This is a genomic window from Xylanimonas protaetiae (assembly GCF_004135385.1).
Taxonomy (GTDB): domain Bacteria; phylum Actinomycetota; class Actinomycetes; order Actinomycetales; family Cellulomonadaceae; genus Xylanimonas; species Xylanimonas protaetiae.
The window spans coordinates 1,098,295-1,123,736 of record NZ_CP035493.1 but is presented as its reverse complement, the minus strand read 5'-3'; the positions used below and the strand labels follow the sequence as shown (position 1 = coordinate 1,123,736).

Annotated in this window: 27 protein-coding genes and 1 pseudogene; 17 read left to right on the top strand and 11 right to left on the bottom strand. The window is 71.2% G+C overall.

Features of this window, described 5'->3' with window-relative positions; all coding sequences use genetic code 11:
- Positions 1 to 125: 125 nt before the first annotated feature.
- The 6 genes from ET471_RS05065 to ET471_RS05045 all read left to right on the top strand — a co-directional run bounded on the left by ET471_RS05065 (position 126) and on the right by ET471_RS05045 (position 4,682).
- A complete protein-coding gene (locus ET471_RS05065) occupies positions 126 to 662 on the top strand; it encodes a barstar family protein (protein ID WP_129186886.1) in 537 nt (178 codons plus the stop codon).
- 212 nt (positions 663 to 874) lie between these two features.
- Positions 875 to 1,006, top strand: a complete 132-nt coding sequence (locus ET471_RS18785) for a hypothetical protein (protein WP_280949908.1) — start codon at positions 875 to 877, stop codon at positions 1,004 to 1,006.
- A 108-nt stretch (positions 1,007 to 1,114) separates the two neighbouring features.
- Positions 1,115 to 2,746 (top strand): IS1634 family transposase, encoded by a 1,632-nt coding sequence (locus ET471_RS05060; RefSeq protein ID WP_129186106.1) that lies wholly within the window; start codon positions 1,115 to 1,117, stop codon positions 2,744 to 2,746.
- A gap of 120 nt (positions 2,747 to 2,866) precedes the next feature.
- Entirely contained in the window at positions 2,867 to 3,382 is a 516-nt protein-coding gene (locus ET471_RS05055; protein ID WP_129186885.1) for a TIR domain-containing protein, read from the top strand.
- Positions 3,379 to 4,218 carry a macro domain-containing protein gene (locus ET471_RS05050; RefSeq protein WP_129186884.1) on the top strand — a complete coding sequence of 280 codons (840 nt, stop codon included), beginning with the start codon at positions 3,379 to 3,381 and terminating at the stop codon, positions 4,216 to 4,218. Before ET471_RS05055 ends, ET471_RS05050 begins: the two co-directional genes overlap by 4 nt.
- The gene (locus ET471_RS05045) at positions 4,215 to 4,682 is read left to right on the top strand and encodes an HIT family protein (RefSeq protein WP_129186883.1); all 468 of its coding nucleotides are present in this window, start codon (positions 4,215 to 4,217) and stop codon (positions 4,680 to 4,682) included. The genes ET471_RS05050 and ET471_RS05045 overlap by 4 nt, the downstream gene beginning before the upstream one ends.
- Positions 4,683 to 5,018: 336 nt before the next feature.
- Here ET471_RS05045 and ET471_RS05040 read toward each other — a convergent pair whose 3' ends face one another.
- The 3 genes from ET471_RS05040 to ET471_RS05030 are packed head-to-tail and all read right to left on the bottom strand — an operon-like array spanning position 5,019 to position 8,031.
- Positions 5,019 to 5,390 (bottom strand): hypothetical protein, encoded by a 372-nt coding sequence (locus ET471_RS05040; RefSeq protein WP_129186882.1) that lies wholly within the window; start codon positions 5,388 to 5,390, stop codon positions 5,019 to 5,021.
- Positions 5,387 to 6,043 carry an ATP-binding cassette domain-containing protein gene (locus ET471_RS05035; RefSeq protein ID WP_129186881.1) on the bottom strand — a complete coding sequence of 219 codons (657 nt, stop codon included), beginning with the start codon at positions 6,041 to 6,043 and terminating at the stop codon, positions 5,387 to 5,389. The genes ET471_RS05040 and ET471_RS05035 overlap by 4 nt, the downstream gene beginning before the upstream one ends.
- A 14-nt stretch (positions 6,044 to 6,057) precedes the next feature.
- Positions 6,058 to 8,031, bottom strand: coding sequence for a hypothetical protein (locus tag ET471_RS05030; RefSeq protein WP_129186880.1), 1,974 nt, complete (start codon positions 8,029 to 8,031; stop codon positions 6,058 to 6,060).
- A 131-nt stretch (positions 8,032 to 8,162) separates the two neighbouring features.
- Between ET471_RS05030 and ET471_RS05025 the strand changes: the two genes are divergently transcribed.
- On the top strand, positions 8,163 to 9,092 hold the full coding sequence (locus ET471_RS05025) for a sensor histidine kinase (protein WP_129186879.1): 930 nt from the start codon (positions 8,163 to 8,165) through the stop codon (positions 9,090 to 9,092).
- Complete coding sequence (locus ET471_RS05020) at positions 9,089 to 9,796, top strand: response regulator transcription factor (RefSeq protein ID WP_129186878.1); 708 nt, start codon at positions 9,089 to 9,091, stop codon at positions 9,794 to 9,796. Before ET471_RS05025 ends, ET471_RS05020 begins: the two co-directional genes overlap by 4 nt.
- Before the next feature lie 181 nt (positions 9,797 to 9,977).
- Here ET471_RS05020 and ET471_RS05015 read toward each other — a convergent pair whose 3' ends face one another.
- Both ET471_RS05015 and ET471_RS05010 read right to left on the bottom strand, forming a co-directional pair.
- Entirely contained in the window at positions 9,978 to 10,955 is a 978-nt protein-coding gene (locus ET471_RS05015; protein WP_129186877.1) for a hypothetical protein, read from the bottom strand.
- Between the two features lie 206 nt (positions 10,956 to 11,161).
- Complete coding sequence (locus ET471_RS05010; protein WP_242496428.1) at positions 11,162 to 11,698, bottom strand: RNA polymerase sigma factor; 537 nt, start codon at positions 11,696 to 11,698, stop codon at positions 11,162 to 11,164.
- 836 nt (positions 11,699 to 12,534) lie between these two features.
- On the opposite strand from ET471_RS05010, the gene ET471_RS05005 reads away from it, so the two are divergent.
- The 3 genes from ET471_RS05005 (at position 12,535) to ET471_RS04995 (ending at position 14,314) form a co-directional block, all read left to right on the top strand.
- A complete protein-coding gene (locus ET471_RS05005) occupies positions 12,535 to 13,125 on the top strand; it encodes a hypothetical protein (RefSeq protein WP_129186875.1) in 591 nt (196 codons plus the stop codon).
- Positions 13,126 to 13,186: 61 nt separating this feature from the next.
- Positions 13,187 to 13,498, top strand: a complete 312-nt coding sequence (locus tag ET471_RS18170) for a histidine phosphatase family protein (protein WP_242496427.1) — start codon at positions 13,187 to 13,189, stop codon at positions 13,496 to 13,498.
- A 9-nt stretch (positions 13,499 to 13,507) separates the two neighbouring features.
- The gene (locus ET471_RS04995) at positions 13,508 to 14,314 is read left to right on the top strand and encodes a hypothetical protein (RefSeq protein WP_129186874.1); all 807 of its coding nucleotides are present in this window, start codon (positions 13,508 to 13,510) and stop codon (positions 14,312 to 14,314) included.
- A gap of 98 nt (positions 14,315 to 14,412) precedes the next feature.
- Here the strand turns inward: ET471_RS04995 and ET471_RS04990 are convergent, their stop codons facing one another.
- The gene (locus ET471_RS04990; RefSeq protein ID WP_129186873.1) at positions 14,413 to 16,185 is read right to left on the bottom strand and encodes an ABC transporter ATP-binding protein; all 1,773 of its coding nucleotides are present in this window, start codon (positions 16,183 to 16,185) and stop codon (positions 14,413 to 14,415) included.
- A 101-nt stretch (positions 16,186 to 16,286) separates the two neighbouring features.
- On the opposite strand from ET471_RS04990, the gene ET471_RS04985 reads away from it, so the two are divergent.
- Together ET471_RS04985 and ET471_RS04980 are read left to right on the top strand one after the other, a co-directional pair.
- Positions 16,287 to 16,865, top strand: coding sequence for a TetR/AcrR family transcriptional regulator (locus ET471_RS04985; RefSeq protein ID WP_129186872.1), 579 nt, complete (start codon positions 16,287 to 16,289; stop codon positions 16,863 to 16,865).
- A 56-nt stretch (positions 16,866 to 16,921) separates the two neighbouring features.
- The gene (locus ET471_RS04980) at positions 16,922 to 17,680 is read left to right on the top strand and encodes a dienelactone hydrolase family protein (protein WP_129186871.1); all 759 of its coding nucleotides are present in this window, start codon (positions 16,922 to 16,924) and stop codon (positions 17,678 to 17,680) included.
- Positions 17,681 to 17,704: 24 nt separating this feature from the next.
- Here the strand turns inward: ET471_RS04980 and ET471_RS04975 are convergent, their stop codons facing one another.
- Both ET471_RS04975 and ET471_RS04970 read right to left on the bottom strand, forming a co-directional pair.
- Positions 17,705 to 18,343, bottom strand: a complete 639-nt coding sequence (locus ET471_RS04975) for a GNAT family N-acetyltransferase (protein WP_129186870.1) — start codon at positions 18,341 to 18,343, stop codon at positions 17,705 to 17,707.
- Entirely contained in the window at positions 18,340 to 18,972 is a 633-nt protein-coding gene (locus ET471_RS04970; RefSeq protein ID WP_129186869.1) for a TetR/AcrR family transcriptional regulator, read from the bottom strand. Before ET471_RS04970 ends, ET471_RS04975 begins: the two co-directional genes overlap by 4 nt.
- 101 nt (positions 18,973 to 19,073) lie before the next feature.
- Here ET471_RS04970 and ET471_RS04965 point away from each other — a divergent pair, with 101 nt between their 5' ends.
- Positions 19,074 to 19,820, top strand: coding sequence for a sulfite exporter TauE/SafE family protein (locus ET471_RS04965; RefSeq protein ID WP_242496426.1), 747 nt, complete (start codon positions 19,074 to 19,076; stop codon positions 19,818 to 19,820).
- Between the two features lie 60 nt (positions 19,821 to 19,880).
- Positions 19,881 to 20,810, top strand: a complete 930-nt coding sequence (locus ET471_RS04960) for a cation diffusion facilitator family transporter (RefSeq protein WP_129186868.1) — start codon at positions 19,881 to 19,883, stop codon at positions 20,808 to 20,810.
- A gap of 6 nt (positions 20,811 to 20,816) precedes the next feature.
- Here the strand turns inward: ET471_RS04960 and ET471_RS04955 are convergent, their stop codons facing one another.
- Positions 20,817 to 21,551 (bottom strand): glutamine amidotransferase, encoded by a 735-nt coding sequence (locus ET471_RS04955; RefSeq protein ID WP_129186867.1) that lies wholly within the window; start codon positions 21,549 to 21,551, stop codon positions 20,817 to 20,819.
- A gap of 122 nt (positions 21,552 to 21,673) precedes the next feature.
- On the opposite strand from ET471_RS04955, the gene ET471_RS04950 reads away from it, so the two are divergent.
- Positions 21,674 to 22,225, top strand: a complete 552-nt coding sequence (locus ET471_RS04950) for a VOC family protein (protein ID WP_129186866.1) — start codon at positions 21,674 to 21,676, stop codon at positions 22,223 to 22,225.
- Between the two features lie 4 nt (positions 22,226 to 22,229).
- A complete protein-coding gene (locus ET471_RS04945) occupies positions 22,230 to 23,432 on the top strand; it encodes a phosphotransferase (RefSeq protein WP_242496425.1) in 1,203 nt (400 codons plus the stop codon).
- On the opposite strand, the gene ET471_RS04940 is transcribed toward ET471_RS04945, so the two are convergent.
- Complete coding sequence (locus tag ET471_RS04940) at positions 23,413 to 23,787, bottom strand: VOC family protein (protein ID WP_129186865.1); 375 nt, start codon at positions 23,785 to 23,787, stop codon at positions 23,413 to 23,415. The genes ET471_RS04945 and ET471_RS04940 overlap by 20 nt on opposite strands.
- Positions 23,788 to 23,830: 43 nt before the next feature.
- Positions 23,831 to 25,254 (bottom strand): annotated as a pseudogene (mgtE, locus tag ET471_RS04935) (magnesium transporter).
- Positions 25,255 to 25,442: the final 188 nt, after the last annotated feature.

Genomic DNA, 25,442 nt, shown 5'->3' with positions numbered 1-25,442 from the left:
TCTTTGTTACAAAGCCGCTGGCTGACAGCGGACGGGCACCTGTCGGCGTGGTGTGACAGGTGGTGTGCGCCCGGTGGGCGCGGACCTCCTGGCAGTTGAGAGTCAGCGTTCGAGATACTCGACCTGTGGCAGCCTTCGACCCCAGTGACGACGCTCCCCAGCTCGACTTCGTCCTGCTGAGCAGTGGGCCAGCAAGCCTCTTCTGGGACCCGTCCGTGCTCGACTCGGCATGCGCGACCCTGACCTCGCTCGGTTACCACCTGGTGCAGCTCGACGCTGGCGCTTGGGACGACAAAGTCGCCATGCTCGATGGCGTCGCCGAGGCGTTGAGCTTCCCCGGCTACTTCGGCCGCAACCTCGATGCTCTCAACGACTGTCTCTTCGACGTTGCGTCGGGGGACAACTGGGTGCCGGAGGAAGCCGCCGGGCTCGTTCTCGTGCTGACCGGCTTCGACTCGTTCGCGACCAAGGATGCCGATGCGGCCCACGCGCTCGTCGACATCTACGCGGCCCAGTCGCGCTACGCGATGCTCTTCGGTCGGCGGATGCTGTGTCTCCTGCAGAGCGATGACCCACGCCTCGAGTTGCCGCTCGTCGGGTCGACGGGCGTCTCGTGGAACCCTTCGGAGTGGCTGAGCTCCAAGCGGGGCCCGCGACCCTGAGGACGCCGCTCGCGCTTGTTGCGTGCGACTTCCCGCTGCCATACTTGTCCGAGCTTCTGTACCTCGTGCAGGGGTAGACGCCGGGCCTCTGTAGAGGTCGGCGCGCATAGCCGGGGCCTAACCACCCCTGCTGATCGGCCTGACCAACCGAACGGATGGATCTACGGATCCAGTAGTTCGTGTTGTGTCGGTTTCGAGAGCAGGTGGGGAGCATGGCGGAAGGCAAGAGCGGATCGGTCGTGATCCCGTCGACGAAGACGGGGCGGCCTCCGACGCGCGATCGCGTCTACGGCGCCGACGGGTTCTTCCGGTTTGACGCACGCATTCCTGCGCCTCTGGCCTGACTTCGGTCAGGTTCTCCACAGCCCGCGATCCGCAGTTCTCTGACCTGCGGTGATGGTCGTGGCTCTGTGGGTTAGTGTCCTCCTGGAGGCACTAAGTACGCTGCCGGGGTGGTGTGGGTTCGGCGGGTGAGGACGGCGTCGGGTGCGACGGCGGTCCAGATCGTCGAGTCCGTGAACGGGCGGCGGCGGATCGTGCGGCATGTCGGGTCGGCGCATGACGAGGTCGCGCTCGGCCTGTTGATGGATGAGGCGGCCGATCTGATCAAGGGTGACCAGCAGTTGGAGCTCGACCTTGGCCTGCAGGCCGTGTCGAGGTACGCCCCGTTGATTCCCGTCCCGCAGCCGCCGGCCCTGTTCGGGCAGACGCCCTCCCGTGCGCGTGGGTGGATGCCCGCGCCCCTGCTGCGGCGCTCGTTCTCCCGGATCCTGTACGACGCGATCGGGGGCGTGTTCGACGAGCTCGGTTTCGACATCGTCGGCGACGACACCTTCCGCGACCTGGTGATCGCGCGGATCGTGGAGCCGACCTCGCTGCTCGACGTCGACCGGGTCCTGTCCGACCTGGGCCGGGTCGCCGCGTCGCTGTCCACGCGGAAGCGGACGTTGAAGCGGGCGCAGGACGGCCGGTACCGGGACCTGATCGCGAAGGCGTGCTTCACGTTCGCGCAGGCCAGCGATGATGTGTCCCTCGTGCTGTATGACGTGACCACGCTCTACTTCGAAGCGGAGAAGGAAGACGACCTGCGCAAGGTCGGCTACTCCAAAGAACGTCGCGTCGACCCGCAGATCGTCGTCGGCCTCCTCGTAGACAGGACCGGGTTCCCCCTCGAGATCGGCTGCTTCGAGGGGAACAAGGCCGAAACGCTCACGATCCTGCCCGTCATCAAGTCCTTCCAAGCCAGGCACGGCATCGAGGGCATGGTCATCGTCGCGGACGCCGGCATGCTCTCCGGTGCGAACCTGCGCGAGCTCGACGACGCCGGGTTCTCCTTCATCGTCGGCTCCCGCCAGACCACCGCGCCCCTCGACCTGGCCTCGCACTACCGGTGGCACGGCACCGTGTTCACCGACGGGCAGATGATCGACACGATCACCCCCAAGCACCGCGGCGCGACGCCCGTCAATGACGTCAACGTCAAGGCCGAGCCCGTGTGGACGAAGACCGGGACCCCGGCGTCATGGCGGGCCGTGTGGGCCTACTCCGCGAAGAGGTTCGCGAGAGACAACCGGACCCTGACCGCGCAGGAGGACCGCGCCCGATCAGTCATCGACGGTGACAAGCCCGCCCGCGCCACCCGGTTCGTCAAGACCACCGGAACCGCCCGCACCCTCGACGAGACCGCCCTGGCCAGGGCGCGGAAGGTCGCCGGCCTCAAGGGCTACGTCACGAACATCCCCGCCACGGTCATGGCCCCAGGCGAGGTCATCTCCAGCTACCACGATCTGTGGCACGTCGAGCAGTCCTTCCGGATGTCGAAGACAGACCTGCAGGCCAGACCCTTCTTCGCGAGGACACGCGACGCGATCGAAGCCCACCTCACCATCGTCTTCACCGCGCTGGCCGTCTCCCGCACGATCCAGGACCGCACCGGACTGTCCATCCGGAAAGTCCTGCGCGAGCTACGACCACTGCGCTCCGCGACCATCGAGATCAACGGCGTCATCCGCGACGCCGAACCCGCCATCCCCGCCGACAAGCAGGCCATCCTCGACGCGATCAGGAAGCCCGCAAGGCACTAAGGCTCTTGACCCAAGTCAGGTGGCGACGAGGTAGGCGTTCATTGCGCACCGGGAGTTCTCAGATACGCTCGTGGCGGCCGGGGTATCGGTGACCAGCGCGAAGACCAGGAGATCGGTGCTGTGAGCTATCGGAACAAGACCTACGTGGCGTTCGCCAGCGAGGACATCAACTACTACTGGATGATGACGGCCTGGCGGGCCAACAAGCACATCGACTTCAACTTCCATGACGCCCATGACCTGAACACGGCGCGCGATACCTCGACCCCGGAGACGATCAAGCGCCGTCTGCGTGAACGGCTCGCCAACACCAAGCAGGTTGTGCTCCTCGGTTCGCCGGACGGCAAGCGCAAGGGTGGCAACGGCACCTCGTTCTTCGCATACGAGGTCGAGACGGTGATCTCGCTGGGCCTTCCGGTGGTGATCGCGAACCTTGACGGGTCGCGCACCGTGAAGCGCTCGAACATTCCCGATCCCCTCCTGACGTCCGGGTACTACACCGAGTCAGTCTCGTTCGGGGCGACAATCATCAAGTACGCATTGGATGACTACGCCTCCAGGTTCGCGAGCAGCAGCCAGACGGGGCCCTACTACTACAACAACGACGTCTACGATCAGCTCGGCCTGAGCAAGTGACCCGCGTTCGATCGGCGCGCCGCACGGCGCGGCGGGTGATCTCCGGGTTTCTGCAAGCCTTCGGTGTCGTTGGGCTTGTGCTCAGCTGCCTCGCCGTCTTCTCTCCCGGCCTTCTCGTCGGGAGGTGGTGGCTGCTGGTCCTGGGAACTGCCTCGGCGCTGGGATGGTCTCTGTCGGGACTTCGTGTGCCGTCAGTCGAGCAGATCTTCCAGCCCAACTTCGCTATTCGGCTGGTTGAGGGCGACCTCTTTAAGCAGGGTGAATCGGCGGTGGTCGGGATGACGACAACCTTCGACACCCTCGTCCCTGACGTCATCTCGAGGACGAGCGTCCAGGGAGCCTTCCTTAGCCAGGTGTACGGCGGCTCCTGTAGCCGGCTGGATCAGGACCTCGATGTAGCCCTGCAGGGGCGCGAGATCGTCAAGACGATCGAAAAGCCCGGCAAGACGCACGCTTACGAGTTGGGGACAGTCGCGGTGCTGCCTGGGACGGGCGAGCAGCGTTACTACTGCGCCGCGTACGCCGAGATGGATGAGCACAACCGGGCGCAGGGCACGATCTCGGGGATCCTGCACACCCTGGACAACGTCTGGGACGAAGTGGACAGGCACAACAGTGGCGAACCGATCTGCGTCCCACTGATCGGCCAGGGGCAGTCACGGATCCCGGAGCTCACCCCAGAGGTCTCCGTGCGGCTGATCGCGTTCTCCTTCCTGCTCCGGAGCCGCCGCTCCCGGGTCTCCCGCGAGCTGCGGATCGTGGTGCACCCCACCGAGATCAAGAAGATCGACCGGGTGGAGTTCCAGGCCTTCCTACAGACGATTGCCCACACATGAGCCAAGCCGAATCGAATCTCACCCTGCCCCAAGATGGGCGATGCGCGTTCTGCGACTACCTAAGTGGTGCCCGCCCCTACACAGTCCTGAGTCGAGACGACCTCGTAGCAGTCCTAGTTACCCGCGAGCAACGTGGCATCGGGCATCTGCTCGTTCTCCCAGTGCGGCACTGTCCAACCCTGCTCGAGGCGACGGAACCTGAGCGTCACGCGCTGATCGACACGATTGCCCGCGCCGCTCATGCAGTCGATGAGGCGTTTGCGCGCCCGGGCATTGCGGTCTGGCAGAACAATGGGACTGCTGCCCACCAGGCCATCGGGCACCTTCACTTTCACGTCGCAGGGACGCTGCCTGGAGGTGGCACAGACTTCGGTGACGTCCCCGAGCTCTCCGTGGAGGCGACCGACCTTATCGGCGAACGGATCCGCAAGGGGGCCCGCCGAGCAGGATCGTGGCCCTTGTAGGTCCGCCGATACGACACTTCGCCTCGAAGTCTCGCTCGTGCCTGCTGTCGCGGAGGACCCTTCGCCCGCGCGCAGGTGCTCGGCGCCGACGCTCGAACCAATCGGGTGCAAGCTACTTTTCGTAGTCTTCGCGACACGCCCCGGTTCGTGCACGGTGCGGCGGCGTGTCTGCGAAATCTAGGCTGCACGTCGACAGTCGGATCCACGGGCGCCGCGGCACGATGCGAGACCCCGACGCGGTGGCGCCGACGACTTCAACCCACCTGCATATGACGAGCCCGGCATCTCCTGACTGGCAAGCCCAGCACCCCGAGACACACCAACGGCCGCGGCCTCTCAGCGGTGGACGTTGAGTGGGACGCCGAACCCGTCGTGGTGGTTGATGACGTTCTCGATGCGTCGGCGCTCATCCTGCGTGGTGTAGGTGATGTCGATGAGGTACTCGTCGTTGCCGTGGCATCCGGGCGAGGCGGCGCGCACGACGATGCCCGGGCCCTGCCCGGTGATATCGGTTAGGAGGTCGGGGTGTGCGGTGAGTGCGGCGCGGACCTGTGCGGACGTGGGCAGATCGACGCAGACGGGGCGCGCGGGAGCGCTACCGCGCGGCAGGACGCCGCCCAGCATCAGCGCGCCGACCACGACCAGGCCGACGGCGAGAACAGCGGTGAGCGCGCCGATCGACCTGCGCTGACGCGCTGTGGCGGTCACGGTCGGCCCTCGGGTGCCGCTGTTGCGTTGGACGCGTTCAGGTGGTGGCGGTGGTCGCAGGTGGCGATCAGGTCGTCGTCGTGGGTGGCGACGACGACGGTCGCCCCGCGCTGCGCGATGGCGGCGAGCAGGTCGATGACCAGGTCGCGGTTGGCGGCGTCGAGCGACGCGGTGGGTTCGTCGACGAGCAGGACGTGTGCGTCGCGGTAGAGGGCACGGGCCAGGGCGAGGCGTTGCTTCTCCCCGCCGGACAGGTGGCTGGCCGGTTCCTTCTCGCGCCCGGCCAGTCCCACCTTGTCCAGTACTGCCGTGAGTCGCGGGTCGGCGCGGCGCGCGCCGCGGCGCATGAGGGCGTTGAACGCGACGGACTCGTCCTCGACGATGCCGTACTCCTGCAGGACGACGGCGGCGTGGTCGCGCCAGAACTTGCGGCGGGCGCGGTGCCCGGTGGCAGAGACGACGGCGCCGTCGGCGGTGATCTGCCCGCCGGTGGGCGTCAGGAGGAGGCCGAGCGTGTACAGCAACGTGGTCTTGCCACAGTCGGAGGGGCCGACGAGCGCGGTCATCTCTCCGTGGCGGCAGCGTACGGACTCGCCGTGGAGGATCGTGCGGTGGTCGATTGTGACGGCCACGTCGTGGGCTTCGAGGATCACGAGCGGTCTCCCTTCTACAGGTGTCGGTGGGTGAGTCGGGTGAAGACGGCGGCCCGGGCCGTGCCGTGGCTGGCGTAGAGCACGCTCAGCCCGACGATGGCGGCCGCAGCGGTGGCGGCCAGAGCCCCGGGGTCGGCGTGCCGGATCGCCAGCGCGACGGCGGCGAGCAGGGCGCCGACCAGGAGGTCTGCCAGGGCCCGGGGTCGGGCGACGGCTTCCCAGGTCGCTCCGGCGAGTCGTAGGGGCAGGTCACGGCGAGCGTGGATGAGCGCCGAAATCGTGGCGTTGACGCCTGCCGCGATGAGGAACGCGATCGCGAGCACGATGAGCGAGGCGGTCAGGGAGCGGGCGCGGTAGGTCGCGTACTGGGCCCGGAGTATGCCCTGCTCGGCCATGTACAGCGGGGTGATGGAGCCGTCGATGCCGCGTGCGGCGAGGTCGTCGATGCTCAGCCCGGCAGCGGCGAGCCGCGCCTGGGTCGGCTCGACGCCGGTGAGCACGATGTTGGCCGTGGTCGCGATGCTGGTCAGGTTGGTGTCGTCGAAGGCGGCGCTGATCGTGGGAGCGACGAGGACGAGCACGTCGCTCCGGAAGATGAGGTCGCCCCCCGTCCCACCCCTGAGAACGGGGTAGGACACACCGGGCGCCGGCGTCAAGAGCCGGAGCGCTGCGAAGACGTCGTCGCCGTCGGTCCCGGAGCCACGGCGCAGCAGGTCGAGCTGGGCCCCGAGCTCGCGGCGCACCATCTGTCTGGTCGACGGTGTGTCGGCGTCGGCCAGTGCGTGCGGCCCGAGGGTGTGGCCCACCAGGTCGACCCAGCCCGGGTTCACGATCGAGATCGCCGAGTACGGGCGGAAGTCGCCCGACCAGCTTGCCGCGTCGAAGGTGTAGGACATGGCGGCGGCCCCGTCCCGTTCGGCGACGCTGGTCATGCGCGCGAGATCCGGGGCGATCACGTCGAGCGGTCCCTCGCCGAGCGCGAATGCGAGCGCGACCTGGTCGGCGAACGAGTTCCAGGTCGCCAGTTGTCGCGACTGGTCCGCGGCGTCGTGCGCGGCCGACCAGGCCGGGCCCGCACACACCAGGAGCGCGAGCAACGCGACCGCCTGCACCACCGCTGCCGGTCCGCGCAGCACAGCCACCGGCGGGCGGCGTGCGGCGTACAGGTCGGGGTTGGGCCACGCCATCATCGACACCAGCGGGACGACGACGGCGAAGGCGGCCCCCGCGACGCCACCGAGCAGTCCGAGGCTCGTGGCGTATGCCGGGACGTACACCCAGCCGCGCAGCACGCCGACCAGCACGCACCCGCCGGCCGCGACCACCGTCGTGCACCCGAGCAGGACGGCGAAGAACCCGCCCAGGTCCTGGGCCTGGACCCGCCACGAGCTCGTACCGGCCAGGACGCGCAGTGCGCGAGAACGTGCCCGCGACGCGATCCAGAACACCGCGAGCCCGCCCGCCAACAACGCGGCTGCGGCGACCGGGGCGGCGAACCCCGGTTCGAGCAGGAGGTGCCGCACGGTGTCGACGACGCTCGCGTCCGTGCGCACGACGGCGACACCGTGGGTAGACAGGTCGGCGATCGCCTCCGCCAGGTCCGAGGCGTCGCGGACCAGGTAGGTACCGTCTGCGGGCGAGTGAGCCAGGCGCGCCGCATCGACGACCACGGACGGCGCCTGGTCGCCGAACCACGAGACGCTCGACGCCGGCTGGCCGGCCAGCGCGACGAAGACCTCACGGCTCGGGTCGTCCAGGTCCGGGACCCGCTTGAGCAGCCCGAGGTGGTGGGCGCGTCCCACCGACGCGACCAGATCGCGCGCGGCGTCGTTGTCGAGCGGCGCCTGCGCGAAGTCGAGGGTGACCTGAGCCTGGGCGCGCAGGGCCTGCGGCCAGGCCCGGTCGTGAAAGTCGGTGACCATGACCGCGACGAACGCGAGCAGCACGAACAGCACGGTCATGGCGGCGGCAGCGATCCGGTTGCGCATGCACCCACCCCACCGCGCTCGCGCACGGGCCGTCATCGGGCCGTGGCTCCCGGCTCGCACCCCGCAGCGGACCACGGTCCGTAGGCCCCTGGTCCGATCCGCTCAGGCGGCCAGGCCAATACGATCGGATCGTGGCACCCCATCGCAGTCCCGACGTCGCGATTGAGCGCTCCGGTCGCGGGCCAGGTCACGCCGTCGCCGTCGTGGGGCTCGGCGCCGCCGCCGCCATCGGGCTCGGCATCGCCGTCGTCGGGATCGTGTCGGTCGGGGCGGTGATGGGTATCGACCCCCGCGTCACCGCCGTCGTCGTGCTCACCGCGATCCTCGCCACCGCAGCGTGGCTGCTCCTGCGGGCCCGCCGCGAACGGGCCCGACTGGCCGCCCAGGTCGACGACCTCGAAGTCTCGGCGCTGCTGCTCGCCGAGCGGGTCCGGGTGGCCCGCGACGTGCACGACCTCGTCTCGCACGGTCTGGGCATGATCACGGTGCGCGCCGCCAGCGCCGCCTTCCTCGCCCAGCAGGGCGCGGACCCACCCCCCACCGCGCGCGAGACCGCCCTGCTGGACGCGCTGGGCGACATCGAACGCATCAGCAGGGAGGCGACCGACGGGTTGCGGCGCACGCTCGACGCGCTGCGCAACCCCGACGACGCCGCGCTCGCGCCCATCGACTCCCTCGACACCATCCCCGCGGTCATGAAGCATGCCCAGGCCGCGGGCCTGCGCGTCGGCTACACGTACGGCGGCGCCGAGACCATCATCCCCGCGAGCATCCAGCCGACGATCGTCGCCGTCGTCCGCGAGGGCCTGGCCAACGCGGCCCGCCACGCAGGCCCGACGTCCGTCGAGGTCACGATCGACCACGATCCTGGGGCTGTGACCGTCCTCGTGCGCGACGCCGGCCCCACCCCGGGCTGGGCGGCCGAGCCCGGCGCGCGCCACGGGCTCCTGGGCCTGCGCGAGCGGGTCGCGGCTCAGGGCGGCAGGCTGCATGCCGGCCCCACAATGCCCGGGTACGAGCTGCGTGCCGTGTTCCCGCAGATGCCACAGGTGTCGCAGTGAGCGGGACCGACGAGCCGAGCGGCGCCATCCGCGTCGTCCTGGTCGACGACCACCGGCTGCTGCGCGAAAGCCTCGCCGCGGTGATCGACTCCGACGCGCAGATGAGCGTCGTCGGGCAGGCGGCTGACGGCGTCGAGGCGCTCGACGTCGTGGCCGCGACAGTGCCCGACGTCGTCCTCATGGACGTGCGCATGCCGCGCCTGGACGGGCTGGAGGCCACCCGCCGGATCTGCGCCGACCCGCGCCTCGCGCACACCCGCGTCATCGTGCTGAGCATGTTCGCGCTCGACGAGTACGTCCACCGGGCGCTGCGCAACGGCGCGAGCGGGTTCCTGCTCAAGGACGCCCGCCCGCCCGAGCTCATCGACGCGATCCGGCGCACCCACCACGCAGAGTCCCTCTTCGCGCCCCGCATCCTCGCCCGGCTCGTCGAGACCTACCTTGACGCACCAGCAGGCAGGCCACCCTCCCGCGGGCTGGAGCGGTACGTACTGACCCCGCGCGAGACCGAGGTGCTCGCCCTCGTGGGCGCGGGCCGCACCAACGACGAGATCGCCGCCGACCTGCACCTCGCCGTCAAGACGGTCAAGCACCACATCGCGCACCTGCTGAGCAAGACCGGCGCCCGAGACCGCGCCCAGCTCGTCATCACGGCCTACGACACGGGGCTCGTGCAACCGCGGCTCGCAACGAACGACCCGTGACATGGACCCCGCGTGGACTGAAGCGTTTGCCAGTCGGTAGCCCGTGGGTAGCCCGGACCTGAAACCCCTCCTGTTCCGGGGAGCGAGTCCGGCCGGATCCTTCCTGGAACCCACGTATGCCCTGAACATTCTGGCGCCGGTGTGGCCAGAACTACGCGCCTGATCCCCGGCTCTGAGCCGGTCAGTTGCCTGGTCCGCGCCAGCCGAGCCGTGCGTCGGTCGGGTCGACGACCTGGATCGTGCGGGCGAGGGCGAGCATCTCGTCGAACGATCCGACGGCGGCGGTAAGCCTGTAGTAGGCGCCGTCCTGGACCCAGGCGAGTTGTGCGCCGCCCTGGCCGTGCATCGTGAACCGGGCGACACGGCCGTCGAAGTCGACGAGTCGGTCCGCGAAGGCTGCAACACCGGCCTCGATCGGCGCCAGGGCGGGCGTGGTGATCTCCAGGTAGACGTAGTCGTCGGTGTCACGGCCGTACTCGACCGTCCACATGTAGCTCGGCTCGGCGCCTCGGTTCGCGTCGAGAGTCGGTGCGGACGTGAAGCCCACGGGCACGCTCGCCGCGTCCAGGGAGCCGTTCGCGTCGAACGTCAGGCCGTCGAGGATGGTGATCGTCTCCGCCGGCGTCATCCCGTCGGCGACCGCATACCAGCGCACTCCCTCGGTATCGACCCACGCGATCCGCTGGCGGGGGCGTTCTCCGCCCCACTCCGGCCACTCGTTGACCCAGCCGTGGACGTACCCCGTGACACCCCGGATCGTCTCCGGCGTCGCCTGGCCCTCGAAGCCTCCGGGGGCATCAGAGGTCAGGCCGACCAGTGCCGCGATGTCGGTCTCCTGGGTCTTGGCGACGTTGCGGTACACGTTGACGCCCACGGAGCGGGCGGGGTCGTACACGACGGCGGAGGGCACGGCGGACGGGCACGTCGGATCAGTCCGGCGCACCCAGACGTTGTCAGGCGCGCGGTCTCCCACCAACGCCATGACGGAGGCGAGGGGCGAGGCTGCCCACTGGTCCCGCGACACGTACGTGGAGTCGTCGAGCTCCATGCTGGGGGCCGTGCAGCCCTCGGCGGCCGCGGCAGCAGGCATGAGGCCAGCGGCGAGCACTCCCGTGCCGTCCCGGCCGGTCTCGCCGACGTGCGTCGGCAGGACGATCACCGCAGCCGTGATACCGACTGCGGCAGCGGCGGCGATCGCCAGACGAAGCGCTGGACGCCGCCAACCGCCGATGCTGGCAACTCGTGTCGCGCGACGGGTGGGGGCGAGCCGGACGCGGTCGAAGGCGGCCCTTGCGAGCACGAGACCGTCCGGGTCGACGGGCTGCTGCGGGGCGAGAGTGGCAAGTCGGTCCAGAGCGTCGGCGTTCATCGTGTTCCTCCAGGACGTACGGGCTCAACGACCATCAGGCGGCGGGTCGGAGCCGGGTTGTGGCCAGCGTCGGCGAGCAGCTCGGCTAGACGTTTGCGGGCTCTCGAGAGGCGCACGTCGAACGTCCCGACCCGGCAGCCGGCAACCTCGGCCGCCTGCTCGCGGGTCAGTCCGTCCCACGCGATGAGGAGCAGCGCTTCCCGGTGCGAGTCGGTGAGCTGAGCGAGGGCGAGGAGCATCTCCTCGCGCGCGGTGACCGCGACGTCAGCGGACGGGTCTTCGCGGTCCTGCACTGTCACGTATGCGAGACGTTGCACGAGTGCCTCCGCGCGCCGCGCGGCGCGGCGTTGGTTGCGGATCACGTTGCGCGCGACGCCAAAGAGCCAGGGCAGGACGTCGCCCGGGACGTCAGAGTCACGCCGCCAGGCGATGAGGAACGTCTCGGCGACGACCTCCTGCGCGGAGTGCGGGTCGACGTGCCGCAGGGCGTATGCCTGGACTCGGCCGGCATGGTCGCGCCACCACTCCGTCACACGATCGTCCGCGGACTGCCCAGGTCGGGGTTGGGGCAGCAGTTCCGCCCACAAGTCGTTCATACCTGGATCTGTCCGGCCACGACTCGGAACTTACCAACGCCTCGAGCAAGCGCGCCGACGAGGTACCACGCACTACCGATCATCCAGTCGTGAACCGGGACCGCGCGGAAGTGCTCAGCAGAGGACGGCGACAACCTCACGCCCGACCCCGGGCACCGACACCCATACGAAGCCCACGTCGGCACGGGTCGGGCACTCGGGAAAACTGCTGTGGAGCTCTGCGCTGAGCCATTCGCGCGCCCTGGCGTACCGGCCGTGGGCCGACGCCCCGAGCCCCACCATCTGCCCTGCCTCGGCAATGCCGAACCCGTCCCAATGGACGAGCATCGAGTTCGCGCTGCTGCGCGGATGGGAGTTCCTGCCGGCTCGGTCGACACATCGACACGATTCGCAGCCTACTTTTCTCAACTACCGCGACACGCCCGGGATCGAGAAGAGTGCGGCGGCGTGTGCGCGCAATCTGCGGTGCACATCGACGCAATTGTTGTTGTCGACCTGCGACCTACTTTTCGCGACCGGGCACGCATTTCATCAGCACCGCTGCGCCCCTCGGCAGGAGATGCTGAACCGGCCCACGCGGGATGGGCCCTGAGTCGGTCGAAGGTTCGCTTGGCGGTCCGAGCCGCGTCGTCGCCGGGCTAGGGTGGCGCCCGCTCGGTGGTCGCGGTCGATGCGGAGGTCAATGGTGTTGCGCACGGTCTACGTTGAGCAGCCTCGCGTCATGGGCGTCTCGTTCGGGGGCGTTCTGCGCAGCGGCGTCGACTCCTGATCCGATGACGCGGGCGCGGGGGATCTTCTGGGGCGCGGTGGTCGCGTGCTTCCTCATCGGTGCTGGCATCGGGTATGTGTCCTCACAGGCGTCGCAGCACCCTGAGAACCACCAGGACGCCCTCTACCTGTTGGCGAACCACACCGCGCTGACGTGGATCTGCGCGCTTGTTGCGGCGCTGCTGTTCTGCGCTGCCGTCGCCGTGGTGAGCCTGACGCGGCTGGTTGGCCGGCACGGGACGGGCTGCCTGCCGTTGTTCGGTGCCGGGCTCCTGATCCTCCTTGCTGCCGTCGCGGTCGTCTTCGCCTGGTTCTCCACAGATCGGAGGTACGTCGTCGCGCACTGCGGAGAGGGCGACACGTCATGGATCGCGGTGGAGGAACGTCCGGCGAACCCGTGGACCGAGGCGCCCCGCTGGTGGGTGCTGACCGGCGGACCCTCATGGTTCACGTACACCGGAGACCAGGTCGATGGCCCGACCTACGGCGACAGCGATCTGGCACGCGGAGACTACGAGGTGACGTGCGCCCCTGACGGGACCGGCACCCTCACCTTCGGCGACCACTCCGTACCGATCCCCTATCCCTCGCACTGAGGAGACGCTGGCCGCGGCCGCGGCCGTGAGCGGGACTGCAGTGCTGTGCAACGATCCTGCGGTGATCAGTCGCCAGGACCTGCCCGCGCCGCCGGTTCCCGGCGTTGTCCCTGCCCGCGTGCGCACGGTCTACGTGGTGACCCATCCGGAGGCGACGCATCACGTCGACGGACTGGTCGGCGGCCAGTTTGACTCGGAGTTGACTGCGAGGGGTAGTGAGGACGCAGGGTGGATCGCTCGGGCGCTGCGGACCGGTGTCGGCAGCCAGGAGACCGCGGCAGTCGTTGCTTCGGATCTGCGCAGGACGGTCCAGACGGCCCCGCCGTTCTATCCGGCAGGCGTCGCGCAACTGGCTGCAGCGCTCGACGGCTAACCTCCTGAGGTGATGTGGACCCCGGACCTCGTGCTCGCAGCGGCAGCCGAGTGGCTGTGGTTGCCCGAGGGCGCGGAGATGGAGCAGACCGACCATCGGATCGTGTGCTATCCCGCGTGGTCCGGGATGGGTGTCGTCGCGGACTCCGTCGACTCCGACCATGCAGCGGATGACGTGATCGACCGCGTCGTCGATCGCGTCCGCGCCTGGGGACGGCCGACCGTCGGCATCTGGGTCAACGGCACGGAGCGGCCGACGGACTTCGAGGACGCCTTGAAGCGCCGCGGCGCCGTCCATGAGGACGTCACGGACGTCCTTGCCCTGCCTCTGGACGTCCTGCCCGACCTCGGCTGTCGACAGGCCGGCGTCGAGGTGATGCGAGTCGACGCCATGGCAACCCGACGCGGCGTCGACGAGGTCGACGTCCGTGTGTGGGGGCAGGAGCCGCTGACGGCGGAGCGCCTCGAGGCGGAGGCGGCCGTGCTTCGGTCGGACTGGGAGTCGCGCACCGGCTTTCGGGTTCTGGCGACGCTTGACGGACGTCCGGCGTCGACCGGCGGCGTGACGATCGCCGGCCCACCTTCGGGCGGGCCCGGAGCGGTGGCCCGGCTGTGGGGTGGGGCGACGGTACCGGAAGCACGACACCGCGGGGCCTACCGCGCCCAGCTCTTCGAGCGGCTGCGCATCGCCCGTGATCTCGGCGCGAGCGTCGCGTTGGTCAAGGGGCGCGCCGAGACATCGGCGCCGATCCTCGCGCGGGCAGGGTTCCAGCGCTTCGGGAGCGAGCGCCTCTACCGCATCACTGCCGACGCCTGAGCCCCTCCCTGATGGTCCGGGCGTCGGGCCTGACCAGCAGCTCGCCCTGGTGCCACCGACCCGTCGGGCCGGTCGCACCAGGGCGAGCAGAGCCCGGGCTACGCGCCGTCGTTGATCCGCAGGTTGCTCATGAGCTCCTGGTACAGCGCGTCCGTGGCGAGCAGCTCGGCGTGCGTCCCCGTGGCGCGGACCCGCCCGGCCTCCATGACGACGATCGTGTCGGCGTGGCGGACCGTCTCCTCGCGGTGCGCGATGGTGACGACGGCACGGTGGGCGGCGGTGGCGGCGATCGCCTCGTGGATCGCGTCCTCCGTGGAGCCCGCGATCTGGGAGGTGGGCTCGTCGAGGAGCAGCACGTCCGGGTTGCGCAGGAGCGCGCGGGCCAGCGCGAGGCGCTGGCGGCCGCCGCCGGTCATGGTCGCCCCGATGAGCGTGGTGTCCAGGCCGTCGGGGAGGCTCGCGACGTCGGAGTCGAGGTGGACGGCGGCGAGGACGTCGTGCAGCTCGGCGTCGGTGGCGTCGGGCTTCGCGGCGACGAGGTTGTCGCGCACGGTGCCCGGCAGCACGGTGGGCTCCTGCTCGACGTACGCGAACCGTTCGCGCACCTGCGCGAAGGTCAGGTCGTCGTACGAGACGCCGTCGAGCAGGATCTGCCCCGCCCGCGGGGCGAGGAAGCGCAGCAGCAGCGACATCGTGGACGTCTTGCCGGCGCCCGACGGGCCGACGAGCGCGACGTGTCCCGTGCGCGGGATGGTCAGGTCGAGGCCCGTGACCACGTCGCCGTCGCGCGGGTTGTACGCGGCGGTCACGCCGCGGAGCTCGAGGATCGGGACGTCGCCCCGGGCCGGCGCGGTGGACGACGTCGCCGGGGCGGCGTCGTCGGACTCCTCGAACGGGATCTCCTCGGCCTCGGCGATGCGCTTCGAGGCGGCGAGGCCCTGCTGGATCGTCTGGAAGCCGGAGGCGACCTCCATGAGCGGCATCGTGAAGTTCATCGCGTACATGATGAACGCGACGAGCGCGGCGATGCTCAGGTGGCCCTCGCTCACGCGCCAGGCGCCGAAGCCCAGCATGACGACGGTCACGATGGCCATGCCGCCGAGGCCGATCTCGAAGGCGAGGGTCTCGGTGACCATCGCGGCGATGCCGTGCTTGCGCGCCTTGTGCGCGGAGTCGAGCGCGGCCTGCCCACGGGAGTCCTCGGCGCCGAGGGACTTGATGGTCCGCAGGGCCTTGATCGTCCCGTCGAGCTCGCCGCCGAGCGCGCCGACGGCGTCCTGCGCGAGCGCTCGCTCGCGCCCGGCGCGCGGCATGAGCAGGCCCATGAACACGGCGAGCACCGCGACGGCAGCCAGCGTGATGCCGAGCATGACGCCGTCGATGACGCCCATGAACACGATGGTGCCGATGACGCCGGCGATCGCGGTGACGAACGAGACGAACCCGGTGCTCACCGCGAGCTGGAGCAGCGGGGCGTCGGCGGTGGCCCGCGAGACGAGGTCGCCGGAGCTGCGCGAGAGCACCTCGGGCACCGAGCCGCGCAGGATGCGCTTGACCAGCGCGGCGCGGACGTCGAAGACGACGGTCTCGCCGGTGCGGCCGAGCACGATGAACTGCCCCAGCAGCCCGGCCAGGCCGACGAGCGTGACGATGCCCGCCGCGACGAGGTAGCCGGTCGTGGACCGGCCGGTGGCGAGGGCGTCGATGACGTACTCGGTGAGGCGCGGGAACCAGAGGTTGGCCACGGTGGCGATCACGCCGAGGACCGCGCCGACCGAGATCATCGCCCGGTAGGGCCGCATGAACGACAGGAAGGTGCGCCAGGTGCGTTCCGGGTTCGCCGGCGTCGCGGAGGTCTTGGGGTTGCTCATGAGCCGAAACGGTACGTTGATGTTCCATTTCAGTCCAGCGGTGCGCCAGATCAGCGATCAGATGCCCCCTTCCGGCACCTCAGACGGCTATCGTGATCGGCATGAACACCACCGCAGACGCCGCGGCGCCCGCGCTCACGGGGGCCCGGGCCCGCACCCACCGGCTGATCCTCGACACGGCGGTCGCCCAGCTCGCGAAGGACTCGTCCGCGTCGCTGGGCCAGATCGCCGACGCCGCCGGCATCGGGCGCACGACGCTCTACCGGTACTTCCCCGAGCGGGCCGACCTGCTCGCAGCCCTCGGCGAGGATGCGCGGGCCAGGTTCGCGGCGGCCCACGAGCGCGCCGCCCTGACGGAGGGATCGGCGATCGGCGCGATCGAACGCCTCTGCCAGGAGTACGTCGAGCTGTCCGACCTCCTCGCGCTGTACTTCACCGAGACGCTCGGCGACAACGGGATCTTCGACGAGGACGCGTTCGTGCAGGCCGACCTCCGGGCCGTGGTCGAGCGCGGCCGCGCCGACGGGACCATCGACGCCGAGCTCTCCACGGAGTGGGTCGTCAGCGCCCTGGGCGCGTTCTTCTACGCGACGTGGGAGGTGCTCTCCGGGACGACGGCGTCGCGGTACGACGTCGTCCGGCAGCTGCTGCGCACGGTGCGCAAGACCCTCGCGGCCTGATCACCGGGCCGAGTAAGCACTTGCCCCGGCGTCGCCCCGTCGGCTGGCATACGGGAGTGCGCATCCTCTCCGAGACGGTCGCCGACGGCGTCCGCGAGCAGCTCTTCGCCGTCGGCGACATCCCCGGGGCCCTCTGGACCCCCGACGGCGGCGACGGCCCCCGGCCGCTGGTGCTGATCGGGCACGGCGGCGGCCAGCACAAGAAGGGGTGGGAGGTCGTCTCGCGGGCGATCCCCTACGTGCGGTCCAGCGGCTACGCCGTCGCCGCCATCGACGCACCGGGCACCGGCGACCGGCCGGAGCACCCCGAGATCCGGCGGCTCGTCGCGCTCCTCGACGAGCGGAGGGCCGCCGACGAGCCTGCCGGGCAGGCCTGGCCCGACCTCTGCGAGACCGTCGCGGCCGAGCTCGTCCCCGACTGGCGGACCGTCCTGGACGCGCTCCAGCGGCTGGACGTCGTCGGTGCGCACGGGCCCGTCGGGTACTACGGCCTGTCCCAGGGCGGCGAGATGGGCATCCGCCTCGTCGCGCAGGAGCCGCGGATCACGGCCGCGGTGCTGGGCCTGGTCGCCAGCCCCTGGCTCGCCGAGGCGGCCGCGCGGATCACGGTGCCGGTCGAGTTCGTGGTCCAGTGGGACGACACCGGCGAGCCGCGCGACGGCGCCCTGAGGCTCTACGACGCGCTCGGGTCCGCCGAGAAGACCCTGCACGCCAACCCCGGCAGCCACTTCCGGGTGCCGATGTTCGAGATCGACAGCTCCGTGCGGTTCTTCGCCCGGCACCTCGGCGTCGTGCCGGAGAGCGGCGGACGGTAGCGCGGACGGGGCGCGGGGCGAGGGTCAGGTGGCGCTCCCCGCATAGAGGAAGACGCCCAGGGTCTCCGGCGTGCCGTCGAGCCGGATCGTCATGTCCTCGGCGGCCGCCCGCGTCATGCCCTGCTTCTCGTAGAACCCGTACGAGCAGCGCGTGTCGGTGTACAGGTAGAAGTCGCTGCGGCCGTGCTCGCGCAGGTGGTCCAGGTAGGTGTCGTAGAGCGCCTTGCCGACGCCGAGCCCGCGCGTGGAGGCGTCGACGGCGAAGAGGGTGAGCTCGTCGGTGGTCGGCGCGGTGGCGGCCTTGCGCAGGCGGGCGTAGACGGCGTCGAACTGGAAGTACTGGCGCAGCGACCTGTGCTCCGTGACGCCGAGGACGGCGAGCCGTGCCATGTGCGACCCGGTCAGCAGGCGGTTGCGGAGCCGGCCGGGGAGCCGCTCGTGCCCGGACACGCGACCCATGAGGATGCCGACGACGCGGCCGTCCTGGACCGCGACCCGCGCGTACGTGCTGGCGAGCAGGCAGGTGCGCAGGTAGACCTCGAGCGCGCCGCCCAGGAGGCGGGGCTCCTTGACGAAGCGGTCGATGGAGAACGCCTGGTTGATGATCGCCTTGACGTCCTGGGCGTCCTGCTCCAGGTAGGGGCGGTACTGGATCTCGGTCACGGTGTTCCTCCGGTCGGGGTGGTCAGGGTGGCCAGCAGGCCTGCGAGGTCGGTGAGGGTCGCGCGGGCACGTTCGTCGTCGCGATGGCGCAGCCATGCGCGGGCGACGCCGTCGAGCGTCGAGACGACGAGCTCTGCGACGGCGCGCGCGTCGCGGACGAGGCCGAAGCCGCCCTCGGCGGTGAGGCGTGCGACGGCCTCGGCGGCCTTGTCGACGGCGGCGCGCTGCTCCCACTGGGCCAGGTCGTGCAGGTCGGGGTCGCGCAGCGCGAGGTCGCCGAGCTCGTAGAGGACCAGCTGCGCGTCGGGCGCCGCCTCGATCGCAGCCCAGTGCGCGAGGAGCAGCGCGCGGATGCCGTCCTCGGGCGGCATGCCGGGGGCGACGCTCGTCCACAGGTCGTCGAGGTCCACCTCAACCTCGGTCGCGAGCAGCGCCGTGTAAAGGTCCTTCTTGCCGTGGAAGCAGTAGTGGAACGCGCCGTGCGGCATCCCGGCCTCGGCGCAGATCGCGCGCGTGGTCGCGGCGCCGACGCCGTCGCGCCGCATGACCCGCAGCGCGGCGGCGACGAGCAGCCGACGGCGCTCGTCGGCGCTGACGCGCTTGCGGGGTGCGTTCGGGTTCTCGCTCATGCCCCCACCGTACGGCGAGCAGGTCACCTGACTTGGTCAGTTGGCCAACTATGAGCGTGAGGATGGCCTCCGCTACGGTGCGGGCATGACGAGGCGCCCCCGTGCTTGAGCCGGCGCCCCTGATCGACGCCCTGCCGTGGACGGGCTGGGCCGTCGCGGTGCTGGTCGCGCTGCTCGTCGGCTTCTCCAAGACGGCGCTCGGCGGCCTCGGGCTCATCGCGGCCGCGCTCATGGCGCTCGTCGTCCCCGCCCGCGACTCGACGGGCGCGGTGCTCCTGCTGCTGGTCACGGGCGACCTCGTGGCGATCTGGGCGTACCGCAAGCACGCCGACTTCCGCGTCATCGGGCGGCTCCTGGGACCCGTGATCGTGGGCGTCGCCCTCGGGGCGGTGTTCCTCGGCGCGGTCAGCGACCAGGTCATGCGCCGCACCATCGGCGCGATCCTGCTCGTCCTGCTCCTGCTCAACCTGGGCCGCAACCGTCTGCGCGCCGACTCGCGCACCGCCGCCGCGGGGTACGGCGGCCTCGCCGGGTTCACCACGATGGTGGCCAACGCGGGCGGCCCGCCCATGAGCCTCTACCTGCTCGCCACGGGGTTCGAGAAGTGGCGGTTCCTCGGCACGACGGCGTGGTTCTTCTTCACGGTCAACGTGATCAAGCTGCCCGTCGCGGTGGGCGTGGGGATCGTGCGCGCCGACACGGTGGCGCTCTGGGCGGTGCTCGCGCCCGTCGTGCTCGTGGGGACGTGGATCGGCCGGAAGGTCGTCGGCCGCGTGGACCAGCGCCTGTTCGACCGCCTCGTCACGGTGCTCGTCGTCGTCGCGTCGCTCAACCTGCTCCTGCTGTAGCGATCCGGCGCCAGCGTGCCCGCGTCCGACGCCCTGCGCCGTCCGTGGAACGCTGGGCTCATGAGCCACGACCACGACCATGCCCCCGGCGGGCCCGGCGGGCCCGGCGACCATCGCGGGCGGCTCGCTGTCGCCTTCGCGATCACGGCGACGATCCTGCTGGCCGAGGTGGTCGGCGCGCTCCTCACCGGGTCGCTCGCGCTGCTGGTCGACGCCGCGCACATGCTGGTCGACGCCGCGGGCCTCGCCCTCGCGCTCTTCGCGGCGCACCTGTCGCTGCGCCCGGCGACGTCGCAGCGCACGTGGGGGTTCCGCCGCGCTGAGGTGCTCGCCGCGCTCGGGCAGTCGGCGATCCTGCTCGCCGTCGGCGTCTACGTGCTGGTCGAGGGCGTGCAGCGGCTGTTCTCGCCGCCCGAGATCGCCTCGGGCGAGCTCGTCGTCTTCGGCGTCGTCGGCCTCGTGGGGAACGTCGCGTCGCTGCTGGTCCTGGCGTCACGGCGGGCGGCGAACCTCAACCTGCGGGCCGCGTTCCTCGAGGTGCTCAACGACGCCCTGGGCTCCGTCGCCGTCATCGTCGCAGCGGTCGTCATCGCCGCGACCGGGTGGCAGCAGGCCGACGCCGTCGCGGGCCTGCTCATCGGCGTCCTGATCCTGCCGCGCGCCGCGAAGATCCTGTGGGAGACGACGTCGGTGCTGCTCGAGTCGACCCCGCCGGGACTCGACCTCGACGACGTCCGCGCCCACCTGCTCGAGGTCGACCACGTGCGCGAGGTGCACGACGTGCACGCGTCGCTCATCGCGACCGGCCTGCCGGTGCTGTCCGCCCACGTCGTCGTCGAGAGCGAGTGCTTCAGCGACGGGCACGCCGGGCGGATCCTCGACCAGCTCCAGGAGTGCCTCGCGACGCACTTCGCCATCGCCGTCGAGCACTCCACGTTCCAGATCGAGCCGGCCGAGCACGTCCAGCACGAGCACCCCAGCCACGCGTGAGCCCCGCTACGGCGTGCCGTAGCGCTCCACGAACGCCCGCAAGATGCGGTGCGGGGCGGTGATCTCGCGCGACGTCGCCCGCGCCAGCACCTCCGCGTGCTCCGACGGCTCGAAGTACCCGTGGTCCCGGTACACCTCGATACGCTCCAGCAGGCCCGCGACGTCCAGCTCCGGGTGGAACTGCGTGGCGTACAGGTTGCTGCGGATGCGGAACATCTGCACCGGGCAGTGCGCCGACGACGCGAGCAGCACCGCGTGCGCGGGGAGCGCGCGCACCGCCTCCTTGTGCCCGACGAGCGCGTGGAACCGCGGCGGCATCCCGGCCAGCAGCGGGTCGGCGACGCCCTCCGGCGTGAGCGTGACCTCCACGGGGCCGATCCGCTCGCCGTACGTGCGGTCGATGATCGCGCCCTCGTGCGCGCCGAGCGTCCCGACGCCGTAGCAGGCGCCCAGGAACGGGAAGTCGCGGTCCACGACCTCGTCGAGCAGGGCAGCGAACTCGCGCTCGACGCGGCGCTGCGTCGGCGACTTCGACGTCTCCGGGTCCGAGGAGTTGAACGGGCCGCCGCCCACGACGATCCCCGCGTAGTCGTCGAGGTCGATGCGCGGCATGGGCGCCTGCTCGAGCCGCACCCGCCGCACCCGCTCCGGCGCGAGCCCGCCGAAGCGCAGCACGGCCGCGTGCTCGCCGTCGGCGGCGACGTCCTGCGCGCGCGTCGCCAGCAGCAGGAAGGGTTTCACACGGCCAGTGCACCACGCGGGGACGTGCGCAGCGCGACAGACCGCGGGCCCGCCGCGGCCAGCCGTCCCCGGGCGCCGCCGTTTCCCGTCATGGTCGAAGGGTCGACCGAGAGGAACCCCGGATGTCTACCCCCGCCGCGCCCGCCGGCTCCGCCACCATCGCGCCGTTCATCATGTCCGACGACGCCCGAGGGCTCATCGAGTTCCTCGTCCAGGTGTTCGGCGCGGTCGAGGTGCCGGCGGCCCGCACCGACGACGTCGACGGGCTCGTGCTGCACTCCGAGCTGCTCCTCGGCGACTCCCTGCTCACCGTCGCGGACCGCAAGCCGCACTGGCCGTACACGCCCGCGTTCGTGCGCGTCTACGTCGACGACGTCGAGGCGACGCTCGAGCGTGCCGTCGCGCGTGGCGGCCGCGTCGTCACGGAGCCCACCGACTTCTGGGGCGACACCTTCTCCCGCTTCGCCGACCCGTTCGGCCACCTGTGGTGGGTCTACAAGCACAACCCGCAGACGACGATGTGGGACGAGCCCGCCGCCGAGGAGTCGTGGGGCGACGTCGACGACCTCTCCTGGGAGAGCTTCGCGACGCCCGAGCTCACCTACATCCAGGCGAGCCTCCTCGACGCCATGGACGACCTGACCGACCCGCGCAGCACCGTCGCCTCGCCCTGACGCCATGACGTCCGCACTCGACCTGCTCACCGGCGCCGACGCCGGTGACCTGCTCGCGGCCGCGCTCGACCGCGCCGGCGGCGAGCTGGTCGACTGGTCGGTGCGGCAGGTCGACCACCGCCCCGGGACGTCCACCACGGTGGCGTACCGCGGCGACGTGCGCTGGTCCGACGGCGTCCGCCGCGAGACGCTCGGCGCGAGCGTCGGCCGCCCCGCGCACCACAGCGCGCCCGGCGTCCTCACGCTCGAGCGCGGCGAGCGGCGCGCCGCCGTCTGGCTCTTCCCCGACGACCCCGGCCTGCCCGCCCTGCGCACCGCGCACGACGAGGACGCCGTCGCCGCCCTGCTCGAACGCTTCGGCGTGCCCGCGGCGGCGAGCCGGCCCGTCGACCTGACCCTGCGCGCGTACCGGCCCACGCGGCGCGCCGTCGTCGAGGCGAGCGCCCCCGGCGGGCGGCTCTACCTCAAGGTGCTGCGGCCCACGAAGGTCGACGAGCTGCGCCGCCGCCACGACCTGCTCACCGCGGCCGGGCTGCCCGTGCCCGCCGTGCTCGACTCCACCGCCGACGGCCTGCTCGTGCTCACCCCGCTGGACGGCACCACCATGCGGGCCGCCGTCCAGTCCGGCCGCCCCGTGCCGTCCCCGCGCGAGGTGCTCGACCTCGTCGAACGGCTGCCGCACGAGCTGTGCACCATGCCGCGCCGCGCCCCCTGGAGCGAGCACGCCGACTTCTACGCCTCCCTCATCGGCGCCGCACTGCCGCGCGAGGCCGGGCGGGCGGCGGCGCTCGCGGACCGGATCCTCGACCGCACGGTCGGCATGCCCGACGACGCGCCCACGCACGGCGACCTCTACGAGGCGCAGCTGCTGCTCGCGGGCGGGCGCGTCACGGGCCTGCTCGACGTCGACAGCGCCGGCCCCGGCCGCCGCGCGGACGACCTCGCCTGCCTCGTCGCGCACCTCGAGACGCTGTCGCTCATGCGCGGCTGGGACGGCCCCGCCTGCGCGCCCTCGCCCGGCAGTACGCGACCGCGTTCGCCGACGTCGTCGACCCCGCGGAGCTGTCCGCGCGCGTCGCCGGGGTGCTCATGTCGCTGGCCACGGGGCCGCACCGCGTGCAGGAGCGGGACTGGCAGCGCCAGACGAGCCGCCGGCTCGACGCCGTCGAGCGGTGGCTCGGGTGTTCTCAGGCGAGCGGCTGGATGAGGTCCCACGGCTGGCCGTAGAGGTCCTCGAACACGACGACGGTGCCCCACGGCTCGTGCCGCGGCTCCTCGCGGAACGTCACGCCGTGCGCGGCCAGGCGCGCGTAGGTCGCGTCGAAGTCGTCCGTGTGGAGGAAGAACAGGACCCCGCCGTCGGCCTGCCGGCCCACCTGGGGCGAGCTCGGCGCGGGCTTGAGCACCAGGCCTGGCCCGCCACCGTCGGGACCCACGACGACGCGGCGGCGCCCGGGGGAGACCTCGTCGGAGCGGACCTCGAAGCCCAGGGCGTCGACGAAGAACGTGATGGCCTCGTCGAGGTCGCGCACGAGGTAGGTCAGGTCGGAGATCCGCAGCACCCGCCCAGGCTAGCCGCGCGCCGGCCCGCCCGGGCGGAGGTGCTCAGAGGCCCAGCAGCGTGCTCGCGACGACGAAGTAGATCACCAGGCCGAGCACGTCCACGACGGTGGTGACCACGGGCGCCGACACGAGCGCCGGGTCGATGCCGAACCGCCGCGCCACCAGCGGGAGATCCCGCCCACGAGCGCCCCGAGCAGGGCGATGAGCATGAGCGACACCCCGACGACGACGGCGACCTCCAGCCCCGTGAAGAACAAGCCGGCGCCGATCGCGAGCACGCCCAGGCCCGCGCCGAGCAGCAGCCCGGTCGCGGCCTCGCGCAGCGTCACGCGGGCGATGTCCGAGGGCCGCACCTCGCCGATGGCGATCGCGCGCACGCACGCCGACGACGCCTGCGTGCCCACCTTGCCGCCCGTGCCGATGAGCAGCGGCACGAACAGCGCGAGCGCCGCCACCTGCTCGAGCGCGTCCTCGAAGTGGTGCGCGACCGTCACCGTGAGCAGCGAGACCACGAGCAGCAGCACCAGCCACACCGCGCGGGCGCGCGCCATCTGCAGCACCGACACCGCCATGTAGTGGCCGTCCCAGTGCTTGGCGCCACCCTGGCGGGAGGCGTCCTCGGAGTCGGCGTCCTCGATGACCTCGTCGGCGTCGTCGAACGTGAGCAGGCCGAGCAGGCGGCCCTCGCAGTCGATGACCGGCAGGTCGAGGACGTTCTCGTCGGCCATGAGGCGGGCCGCGCGCTCGGCGGGCTCGGTCGCCTTGACGTGCGGCGGGCTCGTGACGACCAGGTCCGCCACCGTCGCCTCGGCGTCCGCGAGCACCAGCTCGCGCAGGTCGACGACGCCGGTCAGACGGCGCTCGGTGTCGACGACGGGAAGCGTGTAGATCGTCTCGGCGTCGGCCCCGCGGTTGCGGACGTGCGTGAGCGCCGCAGCGACGGACAGGTTCTCGCGCAGCACCACGACCTGCGGGGTCATGTAGCGGCCCGCGGAGTTCTCGGGGTAGCCGAGCAGGGTGGCCGTGAGGGCGCGCTCCGCGGGGCTCAGCCCGGCGAGCACGCGACGAGCGACGCGCGCGGGCAGCTCGTGGAGCATGCGGGCGCGGTCGTCGGGGTCGAGGGAGTCGACGAACTCGCTGAACTCGGCCCCGCGCATCACCTCGAGGATGGCCTGCTGGCCGTTGGGCTCGAGGTCCTCGAAGACGTCGAACGCGCGCTCGGGGTCGAGCAGGCGGAAGGCGGCGACGGCGTCGACCGGGCGCATGCGGTCGATCTCGTCGACGACCTCCCCGACCTGGCGCTCGCGCGCCCAGTCCTGGGCGGCGGCGAAGTCGCCACGCTCGATCAGGTCTCTCAAGGTGCTGGCCTTGCCCGAGGCGAGGCGGCTCTCGACGGCGGGGCCCTGTGTCGTGGCAGGGACCTGGGCCGTGGGCGGCTTCGGGGCATGGGTGACCGGCGGCGTCATGGGTGGGCTCCCCCCGTGGGCGCGGACACTTTCCTGTTCATCGTCCCTGCCGCGGCCCTCGGGGCCCGACATCTGGCCCGCCGTGATGGGCGTTCCGGCGGTCTGGCGGCGGGTCAGGGCGCCGGGCGCGGCCGATCAGAACGTGCATTCGAGATCGGAACGTGCGCTGCGATGCACGTTCCGATCTC

Bases quoted from the DNA above. Each gene is read 5' to 3' on its own strand.
- ET471_RS18785 (WP_280949908.1), top strand. From the start codon at position 875: ATGGCGGAAGGCAAGAGCGGATCGGTCGTGATCCCGTCGACGAAGACG.
- ET471_RS05045 (WP_129186883.1), top strand. From the start codon at position 4,215: ATGAGCCAAGCCGAATCGAATCTCACCCTGCCCCAAGATGGGCGATGC.
- ET471_RS05030 (WP_129186880.1), bottom strand. From the start codon at position 8,031: ATGCGCAACCGGATCGCTGCCGCCGCCATGACCGTGCTGTTCGTGCTG.
- ET471_RS05005 (WP_129186875.1), top strand. From the start codon at position 12,535: ATGACGCGGGCGCGGGGGATCTTCTGGGGCGCGGTGGTCGCGTGCTTC.
- ET471_RS04990 (WP_129186873.1), bottom strand. From the start codon at position 16,185: ATGAGCAACCCCAAGACCTCCGCGACGCCGGCGAACCCGGAACGCACC.
- ET471_RS04985 (WP_129186872.1), top strand. From the start codon at position 16,287: ATGAACACCACCGCAGACGCCGCGGCGCCCGCGCTCACGGGGGCCCGG.
- ET471_RS04970 (WP_129186869.1), bottom strand. From the start codon at position 18,972: ATGAGCGAGAACCCGAACGCACCCCGCAAGCGCGTCAGCGCCGACGAG.
- ET471_RS04960 (WP_129186868.1), top strand. From the start codon at position 19,881: ATGAGCCACGACCACGACCATGCCCCCGGCGGGCCCGGCGGGCCCGGC.
- ET471_RS04950 (WP_129186866.1), top strand. From the start codon at position 21,674: ATGTCTACCCCCGCCGCGCCCGCCGGCTCCGCCACCATCGCGCCGTTC.
- ET471_RS04945 (WP_242496425.1), top strand. From the start codon at position 22,230: ATGACGTCCGCACTCGACCTGCTCACCGGCGCCGACGCCGGTGACCTG.